General features: G+C 69.2%; 16 protein-coding genes. 6 read left to right on the forward strand and 10 right to left on the reverse strand.

The features are described 5' to 3' along the window. Window positions 1-458: 458 nt before the first annotated feature. Window positions 459-1,901, forward strand: coding sequence for an MFS transporter (locus GobsT_RS34565; RefSeq protein ID WP_010041029.1), 1,443 nt, complete (start codon window positions 459-461; stop codon window positions 1,899-1,901). Between the two features lie 3 nt (window positions 1,902-1,904). Here GobsT_RS34565 and GobsT_RS34570 read toward each other — a convergent pair whose 3' ends face one another. Then, the gene (locus GobsT_RS34570; RefSeq protein WP_010041026.1) at window positions 1,905-3,233 is read right to left on the reverse strand and encodes a serine/threonine-protein kinase; all 1,329 of its coding nucleotides are present in this window, start codon (window positions 3,231-3,233) and stop codon (window positions 1,905-1,907) included. A gap of 414 nt (window positions 3,234-3,647) precedes the next feature. Here GobsT_RS34570 and GobsT_RS34575 point away from each other — a divergent pair, with 414 nt between their 5' ends. Next, window positions 3,648-6,176: a DUF1553 domain-containing protein gene (locus GobsT_RS34575; RefSeq protein ID WP_010041023.1), complete on the forward strand. Its 2,529-nt coding sequence runs from the start codon at window positions 3,648-3,650 to the stop codon at window positions 6,174-6,176. A gap of 301 nt (window positions 6,177-6,477) precedes the next feature. Here the strand turns inward: GobsT_RS34575 and GobsT_RS34580 are convergent, their stop codons facing one another. Continuing rightward, a complete protein-coding gene (locus GobsT_RS34580; RefSeq protein WP_010041017.1) occupies window positions 6,478-7,710 on the reverse strand; it encodes an outer membrane protein assembly factor BamB family protein in 1,233 nt (410 codons plus the stop codon). Between the two features lie 135 nt (window positions 7,711-7,845). Between GobsT_RS34580 and GobsT_RS34585 the strand changes: the two genes are divergently transcribed. Continuing rightward, window positions 7,846-8,811, forward strand: a complete 966-nt coding sequence (locus tag GobsT_RS34585) for a GNAT family N-acetyltransferase (protein ID WP_010041015.1) — start codon at window positions 7,846-7,848, stop codon at window positions 8,809-8,811. Between the two features lie 26 nt (window positions 8,812-8,837). After that, window positions 8,838-9,467, forward strand: a complete 630-nt coding sequence (locus GobsT_RS34590) for a redoxin domain-containing protein (RefSeq protein WP_010041011.1) — start codon at window positions 8,838-8,840, stop codon at window positions 9,465-9,467. A gap of 34 nt (window positions 9,468-9,501) precedes the next feature. Here the strand turns inward: GobsT_RS34590 and GobsT_RS34595 are convergent, their stop codons facing one another. Both GobsT_RS34595 and GobsT_RS34600 read right to left on the reverse strand, forming a co-directional pair. Beyond that, window positions 9,502-9,816 carry a hypothetical protein gene (locus tag GobsT_RS34595; RefSeq protein WP_232068442.1) on the reverse strand — a complete coding sequence of 105 codons (315 nt, stop codon included), beginning with the start codon at window positions 9,814-9,816 and terminating at the stop codon, window positions 9,502-9,504. Window positions 9,817-9,934: 118 nt separating this feature from the next. Continuing rightward, complete coding sequence (locus GobsT_RS34600; protein WP_010041008.1) at window positions 9,935-10,453, reverse strand: tRNA (cytidine(34)-2'-O)-methyltransferase; 519 nt, start codon at window positions 10,451-10,453, stop codon at window positions 9,935-9,937. Window positions 10,454-10,655: 202 nt separating this feature from the next. Between GobsT_RS34600 and GobsT_RS34605 the strand changes: the two genes are divergently transcribed. Together GobsT_RS34605 and GobsT_RS34610 are read left to right on the forward strand one after the other, a co-directional pair. Next, window positions 10,656-13,088, forward strand: a complete 2,433-nt coding sequence (locus tag GobsT_RS34605; protein WP_010041007.1) for a DNA translocase FtsK — start codon at window positions 10,656-10,658, stop codon at window positions 13,086-13,088. Between the two features lie 195 nt (window positions 13,089-13,283). Beyond that, window positions 13,284-13,751: a VOC family protein gene (locus GobsT_RS34610; protein WP_010041006.1), complete on the forward strand. Its 468-nt coding sequence runs from the start codon at window positions 13,284-13,286 to the stop codon at window positions 13,749-13,751. Between the two features lie 44 nt (window positions 13,752-13,795). Here the strand turns inward: GobsT_RS34610 and GobsT_RS34615 are convergent, their stop codons facing one another. From GobsT_RS34615 to GobsT_RS34640, 6 genes are all read right to left on the reverse strand, one after another. Continuing rightward, window positions 13,796-14,263 carry a VanZ family protein gene (locus GobsT_RS34615; RefSeq protein WP_010041005.1) on the reverse strand — a complete coding sequence of 156 codons (468 nt, stop codon included), beginning with the start codon at window positions 14,261-14,263 and terminating at the stop codon, window positions 13,796-13,798. Further along, window positions 14,260-15,327: a protein arginine kinase gene (locus GobsT_RS34620; protein WP_010041003.1), complete on the reverse strand. Its 1,068-nt coding sequence runs from the start codon at window positions 15,325-15,327 to the stop codon at window positions 14,260-14,262. Before GobsT_RS34620 ends, GobsT_RS34615 begins: the two co-directional genes overlap by 4 nt. 96 nt (window positions 15,328-15,423) lie before the next feature. Further along, window positions 15,424-15,897 carry a UvrB/UvrC motif-containing protein gene (locus GobsT_RS34625; RefSeq protein WP_010041001.1) on the reverse strand — a complete coding sequence of 158 codons (474 nt, stop codon included), beginning with the start codon at window positions 15,895-15,897 and terminating at the stop codon, window positions 15,424-15,426. A 67-nt stretch (window positions 15,898-15,964) separates the two neighbouring features. After that, complete coding sequence (locus GobsT_RS34630) at window positions 15,965-16,438, reverse strand: UvrB/UvrC motif-containing protein (RefSeq protein ID WP_010040999.1); 474 nt, start codon at window positions 16,436-16,438, stop codon at window positions 15,965-15,967. A 438-nt stretch (window positions 16,439-16,876) separates the two neighbouring features. Continuing rightward, window positions 16,877-18,109: an LptF/LptG family permease gene (locus tag GobsT_RS34635; protein WP_010040997.1), complete on the reverse strand. Its 1,233-nt coding sequence runs from the start codon at window positions 18,107-18,109 to the stop codon at window positions 16,877-16,879. 100 nt (window positions 18,110-18,209) lie between these two features. Then, the gene (locus tag GobsT_RS34640) at window positions 18,210-21,593 is read right to left on the reverse strand and encodes an AsmA family protein (RefSeq protein WP_109571411.1); all 3,384 of its coding nucleotides are present in this window, start codon (window positions 21,591-21,593) and stop codon (window positions 18,210-18,212) included. Window positions 21,594-21,700 lie beyond the last annotated feature (107 nt).

A 21,700-nucleotide genomic window follows, 5' to 3' on the forward strand; every position in this document is an offset into this window, starting at 1 on the left:
AGGCCGACGAGGTTGGCCGCGAGCCGGCCGCATCGCGTTTCCAGTCGCACGGCCGCGGCCCTGGCGCGCTCGTACTCGCACATCACATTGGCCATGTTGAAGTAGCCGGTTTTGTGGCCGCGTGCGACCGGCAGCGGCGGGCGGGGAAGCGCCGTGGCCCCAGTGACGAATGCGGCCCCCACACCGGCCGCCGCGCACCCGGCCAACACACCCCAGCGCACGATAACCGTCCCTCCCGGACCGGACGCGCGCCCGCGCACCGGAGGGAGACGCACCCCCGGCCGCCGATCGGCAGCAAGATCAAACGTCGTGAGACAGACGGACAGACGCGCCCGCGGGTGTTTCCCCGTGCATCTGCTTTGGGGGCTTGCTACTCTGGGGCCTTCCCACCCGGGGCGCTGGTGTGCGTCTCTCCACGCATGCCGCCCCTGATCCGCATCGACCGAGCCGGACTCCCAATGCCTCAGCGCTACCTCATCGTCGCCGTGACAGCGGTCGCGGCCTTCTGGATGTACATCGACCGCGTTTGCTTCTCAACGCTCGCCGCGCCGATGGAGCGCGAGCTGCTGCTCCCGCTCGCGCCCGAGCCCACCGACGCCGACACCCTCTCGAACGACGACATCGCGGCGGCCAAGAAGAAGAAGTTCGGCCCCAACCCGCCCGCCGGGGCCGAGTTGTCGCCCGAAGACGTTGTCGCCGCCAAGAAGAAGAAGTGGGCGGACAAGCGTCTGGCCGACATCCTCGGCGCGTTCTTTTTAACCTACGCCCTGTTCCAGATCCCGATGGGCAGCCTCGCCGACCGGTACGGCGCCCGTGCCGTGCTCACCGTCTCGATCGCGGCGTGGTCGGTCGTCACCATGTTAACCGGGTTCGTCGGCGGGGCGGTCGCCCTGGTCGGCATCCGCCTGCTGCTCGGGGTGACCGAATCCGGAGCGTACCCCGCGGCTGCGGGCCTCGTGAAACGCTGGGCGCGACCCGAAGAGCGCGGGCGGTTCAGTTCGGTCGTCGCGTTCGGCGGGCGGATCGGCGGGGTCGTTGCCCCGTGGCTCACCGCGGTGCTGGCCGCCGCGCTGGCGGGCGTCGCGCTCGTCGAGTGGGCCATCACGCCGTCTCCGGCGGCGCTGGACGCGAACGAGGCGCCGGTGAACTGGCGCGGGGTGTTCGTGGTGTACGGGCTGTGCGGGGTGGTCGTCGCGCTCCTGTTTTGGCTGATCGTTCGCGACAACCCGCCCGGTGCGCCGGCCCCCGCACGCGAAGGGGGCAACGATCCGGCGAAGCTGTCACTCGTCACGCGATTTGCGGCGCTCGCCCGGTCACGCAACATGTGGCTCTTCGGGGCGATGCAGTTCGGCATGAACCTCGGGTGGGCGTTCCTGGTCACCCTGCTCCCCAAGTACCTCGAGAAGGTACACGACACGCCCCTCGACCAGGCCGGGCGGATGCAAACCGTGGCCCTCGGCATCGGGTGCCTCGGGATGATCTTCGGCGGCGTGTTCACCGATTTCACGCGCCGCTGGCTCGGGCCGAAGGCCGGCCGTGCGGTGCCCATCGGCGCCGCGCTCAGCGGGTGCGCGGTCGCGTTCCTGCTGATCCCTCATTTGCCGGACGCCTGGACCGTGGTGATCGCGCTGGGGGTAATGGCGTTCCTGGTGGACATGCACAACCCGACGATCTGGTCGTTCGCTCAGGACGTGGGCGGGAAGAACGTGGGCGCCGCGCTCGGGTGGGGCAACATGTGGGGCAACCTCGGGGCCGCGTTTTCGGCCCGGGTGCTCGTCGAGCTACAGCACGCAACGAGCTGGAACACGGCGTTCACGTGTCTCGCCGGTGCGTTTGCCGCGTCCGCGGTGTGCGGGTTCCTGCTCGACGCCACCAAACCCGTGGAAGAACCCGCGGCGTAGCGGTCATTTCACCAGGAACTTGCCCGCCGCCACGAGTGCGACGAGCGAGAACAGCACCGCCCCTACCGCGACCCACACCGGTACGGTGAAGGGCGGCCGCAGGCGCGGCACCCGGTACGGTGACAGGATCCGGGTGTCGGACACATCAGACGCGGTCGCGTCGGCGGCGGTCGGCTCGGTGAGCTGCGCCCACGGCGATTGCTCCGGCACGACTTCCGGTAGCACGAACACGTCCGACGATAGCTCCCCGGAGTCGGGTGCGAGCGGTTGGCGCCCGGTCAGGTAGCCGCTGCCGGGTGCGTACGCCGCTTCCGGTGGTAGGTCGAAGCTCACACCGTCCACCGGGAGCGCCGCCGGCACGCAGGCGGCGTCGAGGTGGGCCAGCAGCTCCGCCGCGGACGCAAAACGGGCCGACGGGTGCGGTGCCATCAGCCGGTGAACGACCGCGGCCACCGCCGGCGGCACGTCGGGCCGCAAGGCGGCAACTGGTGCCGGTTGCCGACTCGACGCGTTGGCGGCACCGGTGGACGGGGCGTGCCCCGTCAGCAGGAAGTAGAACACGCCCCCGAGCGCGTACAGGTCGGAACCCGGATCGGCCGCGTGCGGCGCGGTTAAGCTTTCGGGCGCGCGGTAAGCGGACGGGCCGGTTCCCATCGGCGGGAGCCCGAAGCCCGTGATCTTGACCGTCGGCGGGCCGAGCGCCGTGGGGCGGGAGATCAGCACGTTGTCGGGGGCCAAGTGCCCGTGCGCGGCCCCGCGCTCGTGAGCGTGCCGCAGCCCGTGGGCGATTTGGCGCACGAGTTCGCACGCCTCGTCTACCGGACGCGGCCCGCGCTGGGCGACCAGCACCTCCAGGTTCGGGCCGTCCACGAATTCCAGAACGAGGTAAAACCGGTCGGCCAGCACGTTCGCATCGAGTGCGGTGACGACGTTGGGGTGCGACAGCCGGCCCGCGGCCCGCGCCTGCGCCTGGAACCGCTGCCGGTCCGCCGCGGTGCGGGTCAGCTCGGCCGACAGAATTTTGATCGCGACCGCCCGGTTCATGGTGCGGTGCCGGGCCTTGTACACCCGGCTCATCGACCCGCGGCCGACCGGCTCGAGGATCACGTAGGGGCCGAACACGAACCCGTCGGCGCGGCCCGCGAGCAGGCGGTCGGCCTGGAACCGCGTGAGCAGCCCCGCGGCGACCAGACCGGCGGCGAACTCCGCCGCCGTCCGGCCCGGGGCCATCGCGGCACGCGTGAGCTGGTTGGGGGCGAGCACGCCGGCCGCGCAAACCGCGTCGAAATATGCGATACGGTCGACGAGCGTGCGGGCGGTCGGGGTGGGCATTGAGCGCTCCGCGCCGGCGGCGGGGTCCTGTCGGTTCGGCGGCCGGCGACGTCGTGTCGGCCGGAACGGGTGCGGTCGGGCCGCGGGCACCACTCCGAATGTAGGAGACGATTCCGGCCCGAGCCGTTACTTCTGTGCGGAACTCGCGTGACCGTTCGATTCTCACGGCGCCAGCAAACTCAAGACGGCCGAGCCCGCGGGGGCGCTGTAACTGCGCCGTAACGAAGAGTTCGCGCGAGGCGCGAAGTGGCGATTCTGGGGGCGTTTGGAGCTTCGCGCTTTTTCCTCTCGCTCTGCGGCCACCGGCGGTTTACACTAAACCATCTCACCAACCGAAGGCGCTGCCTTTCCACGCGACCCCACCTGACACCGGGCGCCCTGCCCCGGCTCGCACTCCCAGCGAGGAACACGCCGATGCGACCCTCCGTCACGCGAACGTACCTCTCCGTATCCGCTTGCGCACGCGGAATCGTTACCGCCCTCCTCGCGCTCGCGCCCGGTGCGGCCGTCGCCGCACCGCCCACCGACCCCGGCGAGCGCAAAGCGACCATCGGCCGGCCCGACGGTGTCACGGTTTCACCCGGGAGCGTTTCGCTCCGCGGGGTGCGTGACGCGCGGCAGCTTGTCGTCAGCGGGAAGTACGCCGACGGGTCCGCACGCGACCTCACTGCGCTTGCCGAGGTGGCCGTGGAACCCGCGGGGGTCGTCGACCTTCAGGAGGGCGCCTACCTGCGCCCGATCAAGAACGGCACCGCGACGGTGATCGTGAGCGCCAACGGCACGGTCGTTCGCGTGCCCGTCACGGTCGAGGGGATGGACCGTCCCGCCCCGGTGAGCTTCCGGCGCGACGTGATCGCCGCGATGAACGTCGGCGGGTGCAACATGGGCGCGTGCCACGGCACCCCGAGCGGCAAGAACGGGTTCAAGCTGTCGCTCCGCGGGTTCGACCCGGCCGCGGACTACCTGCAGCTCACGCGCGACCAGTTCGGCCGCCGCACCGGCAAGCACAGCCCCGAGCAGAGCCTGCTGCTGCTGAAGGGCGTCGGCGCGGTGCCGCACGAGGGCGGCCAGCGGTTCGGCCTCACCAGCGTGCCCGGCGAGGTGGTGAGCGCGTGGCTCGCCGAAGGGCTGAAGGACGACGCCCCCGCCCTGCCGCCGGTCAAGAAGGTCGAAGTCACGCCGCCGGCGCGGCTCCTGAAGGCCCCGGGCAAGTGGCAGCAACTGGGCGTGGCCGTCACGTTCGTCGACGGCTCCACGCGCGACGTGACCCGGCTCACCAACTTCAGCAGCAGCGACCCCTCCATCGCCGACGTCACCCCGACCGGGCTCGTGGAGTTCAAGCGGTCCGGCGAAGTGGCGATCCTGGCCCGGTACCTCGAAGAACTGGTCGCGGTGCGGATCACGTATCTCGAGCCGCGCGAGGGGTTCGTGTGGCCGAACCCGCCCGAAACGAACTTCGTGGACACCCACACGTTCGCCAAGCTCAAGCAGATGAGCATCGCCCCGTCGGACCTGGCCGAGGACCACGAGTTCGTCCGCCGCGCGTACCTCGACTGCATCGGCCGCATGCCGACCGCGGACGAGGCGAAGGGGTTCCTGGCCGACACCAGCGCCAAGAAGCGCGAGCACCTGATCGACGCCCTCGTGGACACGGACGAGTTCGCGGACTTCTGGGCGCTCAAGTGGGCCGACGTGCTGCGGTCCAGCCGCAAGACGATCCAGGTGAAGGGCAGTTACGGGTTCCAGGCGTGGCTCCGCGGGCACTTCCAGAAGAACACCCCGCTCGACAAGATCGTGCAGGAGATCATCACCGCGAACGGGAACTCCTACGAGAACCCGCCCGCGAACTACTACCGCATCGCCAAGGACCCCACCGCGCTGGCCGAGACCACCGCGCAACTGTTCCTCGGGGTGCGGATGCAGTGCGCGAAGTGCCACAACCACCCGTTCGAGCGGTGGAGCCAGGACGACTACTACGGCATGGCCGCGTGGTTCGCCCGGGTGAGGACCAAGCCGGAGCCGGTGGTCGGCACCCGCCCGCCGGGCGGGGCGCCCGGCGCCGAGGTGGTGTTCAGTGCCCGCGACGGCGAGGTCAGCCAGCCGCGGTCGGGACGGGCGATGAAGCCCCGGTACATCGGCACCGGCGAAGCCGAGGTGAAGGCCGGCGAGGATCGCCGGGCCGTGCTGGCGCAGTGGCTCACCTCGGCCGACAACGCCTTCTTCTCGAAGTCGGTGGTGAACCGCGTGTGGTTCCACCTGATGGGCAAGGGGATCGTGGACCCCGTGGACGACTTCCGCGAGTCGAACCCGTCGTGCAACGACGAACTGCTCGACGCGCTCGCGAAGGACTTCGCCAAAAACAAGTTCGACATGAAGCGGCTGGTGAAGACCGTCATGAAGTCGCGGACGTACCAGCTCTCGGCGCAGCCGAACGACTCGAACCGCGACGACGGCAAGTACTTCTCGCACGCGGTCACGAAGCTGCTGACGGCGGAGCAACTGCTCGACGCGATCTGTGACTTCACCGGGGTGCCCGAGAAGTTCGCGGGGCTGCCGGCCGGGACGCGGGCGGTGCAACTGCCCGACGGCGAGGTGAACCACCCGTTCCTGAAGGCGTTCGGCCAGCCGGCCCGCGAGTTGGCGTGCGAGTGCGAGCGCGAGAGCGACGGGAACCTGGCCCAGGCGCTCCAACTCATCAACGGCCCGACGGTGAACGAGAAGGTCCGCAACCCGGGCAACCGCCTCGGCAAGCTGCTGGCCGAGAAGAAGTCGGACGGTGAGATCCTGACGAGCCTTTACTTCGCGGCCCTGGGCCGGGCGCCGTTCGACGACGAGCGGAAGATCGCGCTGGAGCACGTGGCCAAGCGCGAGGACAAACGCAAGGCGTGGGAAGACCTCGTGTGGGCCCTCATCAACACCCGCGAGTTCCTGTTCCGCCACTAACCGCCCGATCGCACGTGTTTCCGGCGCGAGCAGTTTCGCAACCGCTCATCAGGAACGCCAGTTTCCCCCCACCGGCCGACGCCCGTCGGCCGGTGGGTCATACGCCCAATCACCGGCACCATCCCATCGGACGTTCGAGAAACAGCTCGGGGTTGATCGCCTCCGATCCCGTCTGACACGTGAACCTGCGGTGGCGTCGCTTTTGTTGGCGAGCCGCCCGACAGTGGGGTACGTGGCACCGCCCCCGCAAAACCGGATTCGGACTTCCGGAAGACCGGGCGCGTATTGGACGACTGAACGTTCACTTCTTCAGGCTCACGCACACGAGTTGTTTGCTGTCGCGGGCGTAGAGCCGGCCGTTCGCCAGCGCCGGAGCCGGGCGGGTTCCCTTCGCGAGCAGCGTGGCGCGGGCGCGCTCCTTGTAGCCGTCAGGCGAGGCGTCGAACCGGACCAGTTCGCCGCCCTCGTTCAGGGCGAGCAGCCCGCCGTCCACGGCGATCAGCGACGCGCCGCCGAACTTCGGCTCGCTCCACTTCACCTCGCCGGTCTTCCACGCGACGCAGCGCAAGAGCGCCGCGCCTGCGTCCGAGCGGCCGTGCGTACCGTACAAGTAGTCACCGACGCGGACCGGCGTGTTGTACTGGCTCGACAGCGTCTTATCGTTCGACCAGACCTCCTCCACCTGGCCGCCCTTGAGCCGGGCCAGCAGGCCGCCCGTGTCATAGGACGCGGTGAGGAACACCTCGTCCTTCCACACCACCGGGCTGGCGGCCTGCACGCTGTTGGTGTCGCGGGGGCGCCACGGGAAGTCGTACACCGATTTGCCGGTCGCGGGGGCGAGCACCCGCAGCCCGGCGCGGGTCAGGAACACCACCGCGGGCTTGCCGTCGAACTCGCCGAGCACCGGGGACGAGTAGCTCGCGCCGTCGCCGGTGGACTTCCACACCTCCTTGCCGGTCGCGGCGTCGAAGCACACCACGCCCGCGCCCTTCGCGCCGACGTTCACGTACAGCTTCTTGTCGTGCAAGAGGGGCGAGCACGCGACCCCGAAGAACCCCTTCGGGGGCCGGTAGTCCGCCATCAGGTTGCGCGCCCAGAGCGTCTTACCGGTGGCGAGTTCGGTCGCCGTGAAGTCGGCGTCGGCCCCGAGCGTGTACACCACCCCGTCGGCGATCGTGGGCGTGGCCCGCGGGCCGTCGTCGAAGCCGAAGTCGTCCTTGTACTTCGTCGGGTACTTGGCGGCCCACTTCTCTTTGCCGGTCGCGGCGTCGAGGCACGCGACGACCTCGTCGTCGCCCACGCGGTGGAACAGGATCAGGCGGTCGCCGCTGACCGCGGGGCCGGCCCAGCCGTGACCGGCGTCGAGCTTCCACACCAACTCCGGCCCGCCCGGCGCCCAGTCCCAGTTGAGCCCGGTTTCCGAGGAACGGCCGTCGCGCGCCGGGCCGTGCAGTTGCGGCCAGTCCGCGCCCCGGACGGCCGCCGCGAGCGCGAGCACGAGTGCGAACGAGGGGCACCAGATCGAGCGAAACATGGGGCGCTCCGTTGGCTTCGGGAGGTGCGGCGAAAGGCCCGGCGGCTGGCTTGCGGGGGCGCGACTCCCCCTATAGTATGCCGTAATCTGTTTACCGCCGCCGTTCCTCCCCCTGGCGGCCCGCGAGAGTCGTCTGTGATCGTCTTCCGCCGCTTTCGCAACACCGACCCGCCGGCCCTCGCCGACGTGTGGAACGAGTCGCACACGGCCCGCGGCAGCTTCCCGCTGCGCACGCCCGCGCTGCTCGAGCGGTGGATCTTCTCCAAGCCCCACTTCGACCACGACGGCCTGATCGTGGCCGTCGACGACGAGGCCGACAACAAGATCGTCGGGTACGCCCTGGCGGGGTTCGGCCCGAACGAGGCCCTCACCGCCCTGGACCGCACGCACGGCGTCATCTGCTCGGTCGCGGTCCGGCCCTCGGTGATGCGCAAGGGCGTCGGGGCGGCGCTGGTCAAGCGGTGCGAGGAGTACCTCACGGCGCGCGGCGCGACGACGCTCCGCGCCGGGCCGGTGTGGCCGCACTGCCCGTTCGGGTTCGGGCTGTACGGCGGGACCAACTGCCCCGGGTTCCTCGCCTCCGACCCCGCCGCCGACCCGTTCTTCAAGAAGATGGGCTACGAGCCCGGCGAACAAACCCTGGTGTTCCAGAAGAAGCTGGACGCGCCGCTGTCGATCCCGGACGCGCGGTTCAGCATGTTGCGGAAGCGGTACGAGACGCAGGTGATGCGGGCGGCCGGTGTGCCGAGCTGGTGGCACGAGTGCGTGTGGGGCACGCTGGACCCGGTCGAGTTCCGGATGGTGGACAAGCTGGCGAGCGGGTTCATTGCGGCCCGGGCGCTGGTGTGGGAGCTGGAGGGGTACGGCTGGCGCTGGGGGTTCCCGTCGGCCGGCGTGCTCGACATCCAGGTGCGCTCGGATCTGCGGCGGCTCGGGCTGGCAAAGCTCCTGCTGTCGCAGATCCTTCGCTTTCTCCAGGACCAGTTCTTCGGCATCTGCGAGGTCCAAGCGCCGGCCGCCGACCCGGCGCTCGTCGGGCTGTGCCGCTCGGTCACGCTCGATCACGTGGACACCGGAACCACATACCTCAAAAAGGTGTGAGCCGGAAAGGCCCGAGAGGGACACCGATGAAGCTCCTTCCCGCTTTGCTCCTCGCTTTCGTTACCGGTCTGCTGGCGCCGGCGCCGGCCGGCGCCGGCAAGTTCAACAAGAAGCTCAACATCGGCGACGCCGCGCCGACCTGGAAGGACCTCGAAGGGACCGACGGCAAGAAGCACTCCTTCGCCGACTGGAAGGACAAGGACGTGCTGGTGGTGGTGTTCACCTGCAACAGTTGCATCATCGCGGAGGGCTACGAGGACCGGCTCGTGGAGTTCGCGGCCCGGTGCAACAAGCCCGACAGCAAGGTCGGGTTCGTCGCGATCAACGTGAACACGGGTAAGGTCGATGCGCTGCCCGCGATGAAGGAACGCGCGACCAAGAAGAAGTTCGGGTTCACCTACCTCTACGACCCGTCGCAGGCGTCCGCGCAGGCCTACGGCGCGATGTACACGCCCGAGTGCTTCGTTCTGACGAAGGACCGTAAGGTAGCGTACATGGGCGCGTTCGACGACAACTCCGGCGCCTCGCCCAAGGTGAAGTACGTCGAGGAGGCGGTGAAGCAGGTGCTCGCGGGCAAGCCCGCGGCGGTCGCGGAGTCGAGCGCCGCCGGCGGGTGCCGGATCGTGTTCAACAAGAAGAAGGACGACGACGACTGAACCGGGCACGCCGTGCGACAAATTGTCCGCATCTTCAGCCGCCCCCCGGCCCCTGCGGGCCGGGCTCACTCAAGGCCGGGCTTTCGCTCAGCGTCACGTCCTGAAAGCGCACACCGGACGAATCGTAAAAGATGATGCGCGCGTCGTCGGCGGACCAAACGGCGCTGGTGCGCAAGAGACGGGGGCCTTCGACGTGGAACACCAACCCGCACACCCGGGCGCCGCGATTGAGGGGGGTGCGCACCAGCGGCGACTGGTTGGGGTCCAGCGCGTCCCTGTCACAGAGTACCGTGTGAACGTACCGGGCCAGCTCTTCCGCGCCCGAAAATGCAACAACCGCACGAGACATCAACACCTCGAACCGTTCGCCCCCCGACTCGACGAACATTTATCCAACCGCGCTGCGGCCCGCGTGTCGCGGTCGGTTGCCGCGAAGCGGAGCGCAACTCGGCGAGCCGGGGCTGATTTTACCACCCGTGCAGGCGACGCAGCGCGTCGTACAGCACAATCCCGACGGCCGTCGCGAGGTTGAGGCTGCGCACCGCACCGCCCGGCATCGGGATGCCCACCAGCCGGTCCGCATAGCGTTCCCGCACCGACGGGGGAAGGCCGCTCGACTCGCTCCCGAACAGCAGGCAGTCGCCGTCGGCGAATTCGGCTCGCGTGTACGGCCGCTCGGCCGGCGTCTCCACGCACCACACGCGCGGAAGGGGGTGCTCGATTCTATCCGCATCGGTGGTGGTGCCGGAGGGGGAGTCGCGTTTCACCTCCCCGGTCAGGGCCCGCTCGAAGTCCGCAAACGTCACGTGCCGCACCACATCGACCGCGTGCCAGTAATCGAGCCCGGCGCGTTTCAGGGCACGGTCGTCGAGGCGAAAGCCGAGTTTGCCGATTAGGTGCAGCCGCGTGTTGGTCGCCGCGCACAGGCGCGCGATGTTCCCGGTGTTAGGAGGAATCTCCGGCTCCCACAGCGCGACGTGCAGCATCAACAGTTGCCCCCTCGCGGCCCGTCGCAGCGACGCGCTGCTTCACGGCCGCTCCAGTTGTTCCGGCCGTTCGTGTTGTACCGACCGCGCGACGGGGCGAACACGAAAACCCGGGCTGTGGTGCGCGATGTCGGGTTCAGCGGTTGCGTCCTACGCGTGACAATGTGGGTTGTGCAACTCGCGCGGATCAAGGGCCGAGCCGATGGCCGAAAAGGACGAACAAACGCTTCAGCCGCCCCGGTCGCCCTGGCGCGTCGATGCCCTGGCGCTCACCCTGCTCGCGGTGGGCGGGTTGCTGGCGACGGCCGTCGGAACGGCCCGCCCACTGAAGGCCGGGCCGAACGCGTTCGGCACCTGGGGCGACGATGCCGCGGCTCTACTGCTGGAACCGCTCGGGTGGGCGGCGTTCGTGCTGCTCGCCGGCTGGTTCGCGGTGACCGCGCTGCTGATCGCCAACCGCACGCCAACGCGGCTCGCGGTGCGCGTGTTCGGCTGGTGCGCGGTGACGACCGTCGCCGCGATGGGTGTCGATTGGTTCGGCCAGGGGCTCGCGCCGCCCTCGGTTGCCGGGCGCGGCGGGTCGGTCGGCGCGTACCTGCGGTTCGGCCTCGAAGACGCCACCGAGCCCGTGTGGGCACTCGTCATTTTCGGTTTGTCGGCGGTCGCGAGCGTACTCCTCGTCGCGGACTGGCTCATGTTGCTACTCGCGCGGTGGGCGCGGGCCGCCCTGCGCGCCGTGTGGGGCGGCGCGGTGTGGGTCAACGATCGTGTGGCCGATGGGATGGAGATCGTACTCGTCCGCATCGGCGCCGGGCTGAAGGCGGTCGCGCGTACGGGCGCGGGACTGGCGCGGGCCGCCTATGCGGCCATCCCGGCGCGTAAGCCGTCCGCCGCGCCCGCTCATCCTGCGACACCGCCGATCCCGATTACGAAGGGCGGACCGATCCCGAACCTGACGACAACCCCGCCCCCGGTGAAGTCGCTCGTTCCGCCCGAACCAGCACCCGCGGCACAAGGGGAACCCGCCTCCGAACCGGCGCGGCCCGAGAACATCCCGATTCACGTTCACGCCGACTCGCAACCGGTGTCGATGTCGTTCGCGGTCCCGTCGCTGGAGGAGCAGCCCTCGTGCGTCGATTACGAGCTGCCGCCGCTGTCGCTTCTGAACGACCCCGAGCCGTTCCCGGTCGACGACCACGAGCAGAAGCTGCGCGAGATGGCGGTGCTGCTGGAGAAGACGTTCCAGGACTTCGGGCTGACGGTGAAAGTGGTCGGCATTCACACCGGGCCGGTCATCACGCAGTACGAGATCAGCCTCGAAACCGGCACCCGGCTGAACAAGATCACCACACTGGCCGACGACCTCGCGCTGAACTTGCGGGTGGCGAGCGTGCGGGTGGTCGCGCCGCTGCCCGGGCGCAACACCGTCGGCATTGAGGTGCCCAACGAGATCCGCCAAACGGTCCAACTGAAAGAGTTGGTCGGGGCGCTCGCACCGACGCCGAAGGTGAGCAAGTTCAAGCTCCCGCTTTTCATCGGCAAGGACGTGGAGGGGCGCCCCCTCGCCTACGACCTCGCGACCATGCCGCACCTGCTGATCGCCGGTAGCACCGGCACCGGTAAATCCGTGTGCCTGAACACCATCATCGTGTCCCTCCTGCTCACGCGCCGGCCCGACGAGTGCCGGATGATCCTCATCGACCCGAAGAAGGTCGAGCTGAGCGATTACGCGCAGATCCCGCACCTCATGACGCCGGTGGTGAAAGAGGACAAGAAGGCCGACGCGATTCTGGCGTGGGCGGTGGACAAGATGGAAGAGCGGTACGAGTGGCTGCACCGCGCGCGGGTCCGCAACATCGCGAGCTACAACGAGCTGCCGTTCGAGGAGATCGCGCGCCGGGTGAACCCGGACAGCGAGGAGGAGCTGCGCGCGATCCCGCGGAAGATGCCGTACATCGTCATCGTGATCGACGAGGTCGGCGACCTGATGATGAAGATGAAAAAGGAGATCGAAGGGAACATCATCCTGCTGGCGCAGAAATCTCGGGCCGCGGGCATTCACCTGATCCTCGCCACCCAAAAGCCCACGGTCGATGTGGTCACCGGCCTCATCAAATCGAACCTGCCGGCGCGCATCTGCTTCCGCGTAACGAACCGGTCCGACAGCGCGGTGGTGCTCGACGAGAAGGGGGGCGAGCGGCTCCTGGGCCGGGGCGACATGCTGTTCCTGCAAACCGGGGTGCTGACCCGCGCGCAAGGGGCGTACGTCGAGGACGCCGAAATCGAGCGCGTCGTGAGCGCGATCGCCACCGACACCCCGAACTACGACAGCGAGCTTCAGAACCTCAAGACCCGCGACCAGACCGAGTCCGGCGGGGGCGGCGGGGAGATCGGGGAGAAGCTGCGCGAGCGCGACCCGATTTACGAGCAGGCGGTGGAGATCGTCATCCGCGAGCAGCGGGGCAGCACGTCGCTCCTCCAGCGCGCGCTCGGCATCGGGTACGGGAAGGCGTCGCGGCTCATCGACTACATGGCCGAGGACGGGCTCGTCGGCGGGTTCAACGGAAGCAACGCGCGACAGGTGCTGATTTCAAGCGACGAGTGGGAGGCACGGAAACGCGGGGCGGCGGTCTGATCGATCAGACCGAATCGGCCAATACTCCGTAGAAAATATGAGCCATCATCTTCACCGCTCGGAGGGAACTTCACACCTGCGGCGGGCATGGAATTGTCCGCCGCAGGTGAGGGCGAATCGCCCATCCTGACCTTGTGTACACATCGGCGCGCAGCTACCTTCGCGGCGGCTACTCACCCGAAGGAGGTTCGCGCGATGTCCACCAGTTACCGGCCCGCCGGGTACCACACCGTCACCCCGTCGATTACGGTTCGCCACGGGGCGAACGCGCTCGCCTTTTACAAGGACGCGCTCGGCGCCTCGGAAGTGATGCGGTTCGAATTGCCCGGCGGGGTGATCGCGCACGCCGAGATCGAGATCGGCGGGGCGCGGGTCATGCTCGCCGACGAGATGCCGGAGTGGGGGAACCGCGGCCCCGAATCGTTGGGGGGAACGAGCGGCGGGCTGTGCGTGTTCGTGCCGGACGTGGACGCGGCCTTCGCGACCGCCGTGGCCGCCGGCGCGAAGGTCGTGCGCCCGGTGCAGGACCAGTTCTACGGCGACCGCTCCGGCACCCTACTCGACCCGTTCGGGCACCAGTGGACGCTGGCCACTCACATTGAGGACGTTTCGCCGGAAGAGATGCAGCGCCGGTTCGCCGCGATGATGGGGCAGAGCGCTTAAGCGGAAAAGGGGCCGTTCGCGGCCAGCACGGCGCGGTCCGTGCCTCACGCGAGCGGTTTACGCCCCCCGCCCACCAACCGACGCGCCCAGTAGCAAATCAGCACGCCGAGCGCGACGCCGGCCCAGTCAATGAGCACGTCGCGCACGCTCCCGGAGCGGTTCGGTACGAACGTCTGGCCGATCTCGGTCGCGACGCCGTGGAGCGCGAGCAGCCCCACCAAAAACCAGTGCCAGCACCGCGCCACCGGGAGCGCGAACACCAGAACCGTGAGGAACGCGTACGCCCCCCCGTGCAGCGATTTTGCGAGGAAGAACCGCCAGTCGTTGTCGAGTTCGGCGGCCAGCGCCTCCGGCACCGGGCTGGGCTCGAGCAGCTTCCACGTCCAGAGCCCCAGGAACCCGCCCAGGACCACGAACCGGAACAGGTCGAACCGGCCGGCCGGCAGCCCCTCGGGCGCGATCGCGCCCGGCGGCGGGCCGTTCGGCGGTGGTGAAGTGTCTGCGCTCATCATTTGTGCGAATCGAGGTCGCGGAGCCGCGTCTTGAGGTACTTCGCACGCGCCGTGTTCCGCTCCTCGCCGCCGAGCGCGTGCCCGGCGAGCTTCTGGAGGTGTGCGGACTGCGTGTGAATGAACAACTGGTTCACCGCGGTCACCGGAATGCCGTCGAGCAGGTGCAGGTGAATGCCCAGCCGCACCGCGGAGAGCAGCTCCATCGTCTCCTCGGCGGTGATCATGGTGGCGCTGCCGAGCGTGCCGATGGCCCGCGCGACGCGGTCGTGCTCGGCCTGCCGGCGCTCCTTCATCAGCGCGGCGCGGGCCTGGCGCTCGTACTGCATGATCGTCACGATCACCTCGCGGATCTCGTCGAGGATCTTGGCCTCGCTCTTCCCGAGGGTGACGTGATTCGAGATCTGGTACAGGTCGCCGAACGCGCGCGACCCCTCCCCGTGCAACCCGCGCACCGCCAGGTTAATCTTCTGGAGCGCGCGGAACACCTTGTCGATCTGCTTGGTCAGTCCCAGCGCCGGCAGGTGCAACATCACGCTGGCCCGCATCCCGGTGCCGACGTTCGTGGGGCACGCGGTCAGGTACCCGAACTGCGTGTGGAACGCGTAGGCGAGGCGCTGCTCCAGGGCGTCGTCGAGGCGGTCGATGTCCCGCCACGCCTCGTCGAGCGCGAACCCGCTGCGGAGCACCTGGAGCCGCAGGTGGTCCTCCTCGTTCACCATCACACTGACGGTCTCGGTCGGGTCGAACGCGACCCCGCGGGGGCCGTCCAGCCCGCTCGCGAGTTCGCGACTGATGAGCTGCCGCTCGACAAGGAACTGCCGGTCGAGCGGCGACATCGCCTGAACGTCGGCGTACTCGAGCGGGTGCGCGCCGCCACACTTGGCGACGGCCTCCTTCGCCAGGCGGATGACGTCCGCCTTGTGGGTCGCGGTCGCGCGGGTGGCGAACGGCAGGTCGGCGAGGTTCCGCGCCAGCCGGATGCGTGTGGACACCACCACGTCCGACTCGGGGCCGGTGCCGCGGAGCCATTCGCCGAGGTTCGGGAGCAGGCTGTCAAGGTTCATCGGTAAGTTCCAAGCTCCAAGCTCCAAGCTCCAAGTTCAAGGCACGAAGGCAGGGGGGCCGGCTTCGATGTGGCACTTGGAACGTGAACCGTGGAACTATTCGTGGGCGCGGATCAGGTCGCGGAGCCGTGCGGCCTCTTCATAGTTCTCCGCGGCGACCGCGGCGCCGAGCCGCCGCTTCCACTCGCTCACCCGCACGGCCCGTGGGGTCTTGCCCGCGTGGGTCATCGCGCGGTGGATCCGCTCCAGCAGTGGTTCGAGGGCGGGGCGCAGCGCCTCGTAATCGTGCGAGCACCCGAGGCGGCCGGTGGCCTTGAACTCGGGCACCGCCATCCCGCACTGCGCGCATACGGGCTCGGGCGCCGGCTCCGGCGCGAGCGCGGGGGGCGCGTGGAACGGGTTCGTGAGCAGCCCCATCAGCGCCTTCAGATCGATCTGCGGGCCGGGCGGCTCGGGAATCAGGTTGCGTTCGCGCGCGCACCGCTCGCACAGGTGCAGCTCGCGCCGCTTCTTGTTCACCACGTCCGTCAGGTGGAACGTGGCCGGGGCGTCACAGATCTGGCACTTCACCCCAACCCTCCCGTCGGGAAGCCCGAGCCCGACCGCGGGGCCCGAATTCGGCCCCGCGGCTCTCGGCTTAACCGTTTTCGAGTTCCCGGATGCGGTCGCGAACGCGGGCCGCCTCTTCGTAGTTTTCTTCGGTCACCAGTTGCTGGAGGCGGCGCCGCAGCGCGGTCAGCTCCACCTGGTCGCTCTGCGTGCGGGGCAAGCGGCGCGGGGTTTTGCCGACGTGCCGCACCTCGCCGTGAATGCTCTCCAGCAGCGGGAGCAGCTCGCCCTTGAACGCGTCGTAATCGTGCGCGCAGCCGAACCGCCCGTGGTTGCGGAACTCGAGGTAGGACAGGCCGCACTTGCCGCACGTCGGCCCGGCGAGCACCTCCTCGCCGGGCTCGCGCACGTCGACGGGCTTGGCAGGTGCCGGCTTCTTATGCGGTTGCGAGAGGTATTTCTTGGCGCAGTCCTCGCAGAGGTGAACCTCCTCGAACCGCTCCTCGGGCAACACTTCGGTAATGTGGTAGGTGGCTTGTTTCGCGCACCGCATGCACTTCATTCGCCCGGCCCCCCGCCTCGTGCAGTGCATTCTACCACCATCGCCGCACGTTGTCAGTGGCGCGGGCGGCCCCGGGGGTAAGTGGCCGTGTTCGATCCCGGCCCTTTCAGGCGCCCGTGAGAGTTCGGAGCCGAAGCCTGTTACTGCCGGAAGAGGCGCGGGCCGGAAGATGGCCCCTCAGTCATCCCCCGTGCCAACTGTTTTGGCGTCGCGCCAGGCGCGAATGCGTTTAACCCGACGGATCACCAGATCCGTGGCCGCCCTGCGCACGCAACGGCGGGATGTGCCCCTGTTGCTCACTGCTCAGGGGGCACATCCCGCCACAACGCCCACGCACGCCGCGGGGCCGCATGAGGCAATTCTAAACGGCATGACACACTGACGTGCCTGCCCGGGTGGCAGCTCGGTCTGAATAGCACCAGACGGCCGCGGTCGCGCTCAGCGCCGCAACAGCCGCCACGCCAGCAGCACGCCGACAGCCCCCATGACGATGTCCGCGGCCCAGCACCCCAGCGCCATCGGGAGGCGGCCACTTTTACCCATGTCGGTGCCGGCCAGCAGCAGCGGGTAATACACCAGCAGCGTCGGCAGGAAGCACATCATGAACGTGCTCAGGTAATCGGACCGGTTCAGGTACACACCGACCGGGCAGCCGACCAGCGCGAACACCAGGCAGCTCACGGCCAGCGCGGGCCGCGCGTGGACCTCCGCTTGCAGGTTCCGCAGTTGCTTCGTGGTGCCGGCGATCTCGAAGTTGTACCCCTCGATCTGGGCCTGGGCGTTGGCCCGCAGGTTCGGGTCCATCTGGTTGATTTCGGCCTGGCGCGCGGCCCGCTCGCGCGTGATCCGGTCCAGTTTGGCGGCCACGCCCGCCGCCCTCTCCGGCAGCTCATCCCAGGTCAGCGTGCTGGTCTTGAGGCGGGCCTCTTTGCCCGTTACCGAGTCCGGCAGGTCCATCACGAACGCCCCGCTGCTGGCCGCCGACCCGGACGCGTTCTTCCCATCAATCACCAACCGGTCCGGCTCGATCGACAGGGTGCCGGCGGCCACGTCCACCCGTAACTGGGCCTCGTGCATCCGGGCCACCATGTCGTACCCCATGACGACCTCGGCCCCGGTCCGGGGGTCTTTCTCCTTGATCCGGCGCTTGACGACCACGTCGATGAGCCGCTTGCCCTCCACGTCGCGCACGTACAGGACGTTGGGCAGGCTCGGGTGCCGCAGGCACCGGTCCCGGCGGATCATGTTGTAAAGCACCTCCTCCGGGTCCGACAGGATCTCGTCCCAGAACATCTGTTGCGTGCGCGGGATCGTGCTGTGCGCCAGGGCCGCGGTGGTGGCGGTGGTCAGCACCCCCAGCAGCAGGGTCGGCTTCACGATCCCGAACAGGTGCACCCCGGCCGCCTTCAGCGCGATCACCTCGTTGTCGTGGGCCAGCCGGCCGTACACGACGCACGCGGCGAACAGCGTGGTGGCCGGGATCGCGATCGGCAGGATGCTCGGGACCAGCAGCGGGACCGCGCGCACGAGCTGCGCCAGCGACAGCCCGAGCTGCGACGCCTGCTGCACGGACATCACCACCAGCACCAGCCCGGTGAGCGAGCCGAGGGAGAGCAGGAACACCCGCACCAGCTCCCAGAAGATCATCCGGTTCAGGGTCGTTCCAAACACGCCTTCTCCTCGCGGCACGCGCGACGACACAGGGGAACTGTCGGGCCGTCAGGAACGAGGGGTGCGGCCCGACTTCGTCTCCGGCCGCACCCCTCGTTCTTCACTTTCCGGTGAACCGCGCGGTCCCGCGCTTGAGCCGCTCCAGCACCGCCCGGGCCGGGTCGGTGATCGCCGGCACCGGCTGCTGGCGGTACTTCAGTTCCCCGTTCTCCCGGGTCAACTTGATGGTGTACAGGTTGCGGCTCAGGAACGCGGTCAGGTCGCCGACCAGCGTGTCCGACATCTTGAGCACCTGCGACAGCACCGTGTAGAACTCGAACTTCACGTACTCGCCGCTCGTGTCCAGCTCGCCCGACCCGCCCAGGCAGATCGCCTTGCCGATCAGGTCGAGCTGCTCCACCTTGATCCGGTCGCCGAGCAGCCGGAACACCACGTGCGCCTGTTCGAACGCGGTCTTGTCCGGGGCCTGGAGCTTCAGCACCTTCACCAGCTCCAACAGCACCGGCAGGTTGTACATGCGGCCCGTCGGCACGTCGATCTTGCCGGTCCCCTCGACGGTGAGCCGGCCGGTCCTCGGGTCGGGGCGGTTGAACACCAACAGTTGCGCCTGCGCGACGCCCTTCAGGTCCGAATCGGACCCCGGCTTGTTGAGGTTGTAGTGCCGCGCGAGTTCCTCGAGCTGCACGTTGGCGGCGGTGAGCCACACCTCGTACCGGGTGCCCTCGGCGAGTACGACCCAGGCCTGGCCGCCGAGTTCGCCGTGGAACAGGTCCCCGGCGACGTTGGTGAGCTGGAGCAGGGGCGGCAGGAACCGGCCCGGGCGGGCCGGGTCGGGCTGCTGGGGGTCGGCCCGGAGCTGGCACCGGGCCACCGTGACCGGCACCCGCGACACCACCGCGCGGTCGAGCCACACAGTGCCGCGGACGGCGCCGAGGTGCGTGCCCTCGTACCGCCCGCGGCACGAGACGGCCCCGTACGCGTCCTCCCACGCGATGCCCGTGTCCAGCGCCGCGCCGAACAGTTTCAGCTCCGCGTCCCAGTACACGATGGGGTCCGGCTCCGGGCGGACGGAGGGCGTAAGGCCCCCGAGTGCGTCCGGCGCGGCGCCGGACGCACCGGCGGTGACGACCGCGCTCGGCTCGCTCCTCGCGCCGGGCGGCGCGCTGATCACCAGGTGCTTCACCAGCAGTTCCGCCCCGCCCCGCAGTTGCAACTCGTCCAGGGCGGCCCCGAGCTTGCCGGGCAGCGCCTTCTTGAAGTCGGCGTCCGCGACGCACGGCTTCACCTCGATCCCGCCCAGGTTGGCCCACACCGCACCGTCCGAATAGAACCGCACCTCGCCGGCGGCGAGCTTCACCCGGCTGGGCCCGTGCCGCGCGGAGAGGTGCGCGACATCGAGCCGGTTCTGCTTGTACTCCAGCCAGCCCGAGAACTCGGTCAGCTCGTAGGCGAAGAACCGCGGAGTGACGGTCGGGCCGGAGAACCCGAACGTGACCTTGACGTCGGTCGCGGGGTTCAGCGGCGGGTCGAAGTCCGGGCGGTCCGGGGGGGGCGCGCGGTCGATCACCTCCACGTCTGCGGTAAAGGTGAGGGCCCCCCGGGGCTGGAACTCCGCCCAGAGGTTCTCGGCCTTCACCGCCCCCAGGGCCGTTTTCAGGGCCGCGTTCAGAGGGACCGACGTCCCGCCCACGTGAACGATCAGCTTGCGGTCCCGGCTGTCGGGGATCGGGCGCTTCGAGCCGTTCATCCACACCGCGGCGCCCGCGTGGACCGCGGTGAACCCGTCGAAGATGATCTCGTCCCGGTCCGGCAAAGGTTCGCGTTGCCCTCCCGGCCGCACCGGCCGGTCGAGGTCGGTCGAGTTGGTGCGGAGCACCAGCCGCCCCTTCACCTTCTCCAGCGGGTACGGAAAGGCGGTGTAGTTCAGCTTCCCGTCCTTCACGTCGATGCGGAACTCGTTATCGGTCAGGTTCACCCCCGCTTGCTGGGTGACCTCGACTACGAAGTCGCCCCGCCCGCTGGCGCGGAACTCGCGCACCAGCTCCGCGGACTTCGCCGGTAGCGCCTTGCACAGGGCTTCATCGAGCGGGACGTTCGTCCCGGTGACGCGGAGGCTGATCGCCGGGTCCTCGCCCTCGCCGTCCAGCCGCCCCTTGATGGTAATCAGTTGCCCCGCGGCGTCGCCGAGCAGGTCGATCGTGGTGCTCGCCCCGCCGGCATGAGTTACGGTGTGCTTGACTAGCCCGCGCACGTCCGCAACCGGGTACCGGAACTTCTCGTACGTCAGCCCGCCGTTGCGGGGCCGGGCCTCCAACTCTCGGCGCCACCCGCCCGCCTCGCGCGTCAGCTTGTACCCGACGTCGATGAGCCCGGTGGGCGCGAACATGCGCCGGGCCTTTTTCATCTTGTCCGGCAGCCGGTTGAACAGGGCGTCGTCCAGCGGCACGCCGGTGACCGCCAGATCGAGCCGCTGGAGCCGGTCCTCGAACCGCTTGAGCGGGTCGTCGCCGGGAACCGCCGGCGGGGCCTCCGGACGCGTCTCGAGTGCCACCCGGAGCTTCGCGTCCCCGAGCGTCGCGGTCGCCTCATCGACCTTCACCCGGCCGTCGGTGCTGCGCACCGTCGCGGTGATGTTCTCGAGCACCTTCGGCAGGTCAGGGTGCTCGAACTTGGCGTCCTTCACGTCGAGCCGCACGTCGTGGCGCCAGTTGGGAGCCCCCTCGGGCGCGTAGGTCACCTCGGCCGTCACGTTCGCCACCGCCGTCAGCTTTGCAAGGTGCGGGGCCAGTTCCGGGGCGAACCGCCGGGCCGCTGAAACGGCCGTCGGCCCCACCGGAAACTCGGGCAGCTTGAGGGTCAGTGCCAGGTGGCTGTTGATCCGATTGAGCCGCCCGCTCACTTTCACCTGGCCGAACGGCTTGGCCGTCCCGCTGCCCTGTACCGTCAGGGTCGGGAGCGGGTCGTTTTGCAGCGTGCCTTGCACCCCGGTAAAGGTCGTCGCCGGCAGCCCGTCCGGCGCGTGATCGGTTACGACGACGGTGGCCCCCTTCACCTCGAACGTGGGCACCGGCTTGTCGGCCGGACCGGACCGGACCACCTCCGCAACGTTCCACTTCCCGTCCGCCGCGCGCTCGATGCGGATGGTCGGGTTCTCGAGTTGCACCTTCTTGATGACCAGCCGGCCGTGGTTGAGTTGCTCCTTATCGTGGAACAGAACCGCACTGGGGACCGCGAGGAACGGCTGGTCCGGCGGGTCCCCGCGGCGCGTCAGGCGGAGGTCGGTGACCGCGATTCCGCCCAAAATGCGGAGCCGGGCGGACCCGACCTGAACGTCCACGTCATCGAGTTGGTCCGCGAGGGTGGCTATCACCTTCTCGCGCACGCGGTCCGGACTGATCCACGAGTTCGCGACCCAGCCGAGTGCGACAAGGGCCGCGACTCCGGCAAGGATGAGCCCGCGGATTAGCCAACTGCGAACGCGCATCCGTGCCCGCCCCGGTGTTCTTCACGGTGCGCCGCCGGAGAGCCGGGGCGCGAAGCGGCAGGACAATACGCCGAGCCCGCGGTCCGGTCAATTGCGAGTGTCCGGCG

The organism is Gemmata obscuriglobus (assembly GCF_008065095.1).
In the GTDB taxonomy this organism is placed as follows: domain Bacteria; phylum Planctomycetota; class Planctomycetia; order Gemmatales; family Gemmataceae; genus Gemmata; species Gemmata obscuriglobus.

Bases quoted from the DNA above. Each gene is read 5' to 3' on its own strand.
- GobsT_RS34590 (WP_010041011.1), top strand. From the start codon at position 8,838: ATGAAGCTCCTTCCCGCTTTGCTCCTCGCTTTCGTTACCGGTCTGCTG.
- GobsT_RS34595 (WP_232068442.1), bottom strand. From the start codon at position 9,816: ATGTCTCGTGCGGTTGTTGCATTTTCGGGCGCGGAAGAGCTGGCCCGG.
- GobsT_RS34565 (WP_010041029.1), top strand. From the start codon at position 459: ATGCCTCAGCGCTACCTCATCGTCGCCGTGACAGCGGTCGCGGCCTTC.
- GobsT_RS34630 (WP_010040999.1), bottom strand. From the start codon at position 16,438: ATGAAGTGCATGCGGTGCGCGAAACAAGCCACCTACCACATTACCGAA.
- GobsT_RS34615 (WP_010041005.1), bottom strand. From the start codon at position 14,263: ATGATGAGCGCAGACACTTCACCACCGCCGAACGGCCCGCCGCCGGGC.
- GobsT_RS34570 (WP_010041026.1), bottom strand. From the start codon at position 3,233: ATGCCCACCCCGACCGCCCGCACGCTCGTCGACCGTATCGCATATTTC.
- GobsT_RS34580 (WP_010041017.1), bottom strand. From the start codon at position 7,710: ATGTTTCGCTCGATCTGGTGCCCCTCGTTCGCACTCGTGCTCGCGCTC.
- GobsT_RS34620 (WP_010041003.1), bottom strand. From the start codon at position 15,327: ATGAACCTTGACAGCCTGCTCCCGAACCTCGGCGAATGGCTCCGCGGC.
- GobsT_RS34600 (WP_010041008.1), bottom strand. From the start codon at position 10,453: ATGCTGCACGTCGCGCTGTGGGAGCCGGAGATTCCTCCTAACACCGGG.
- GobsT_RS34640 (WP_109571411.1), bottom strand. From the start codon at position 21,593: ATGCGCGTTCGCAGTTGGCTAATCCGCGGGCTCATCCTTGCCGGAGTC.
- GobsT_RS34605 (WP_010041007.1), top strand. From the start codon at position 10,656: ATGGCCGAAAAGGACGAACAAACGCTTCAGCCGCCCCGGTCGCCCTGG.
- GobsT_RS34575 (WP_010041023.1), top strand. From the start codon at position 3,648: ATGCGACCCTCCGTCACGCGAACGTACCTCTCCGTATCCGCTTGCGCA.
- GobsT_RS34610 (WP_010041006.1), top strand. From the start codon at position 13,284: ATGTCCACCAGTTACCGGCCCGCCGGGTACCACACCGTCACCCCGTCG.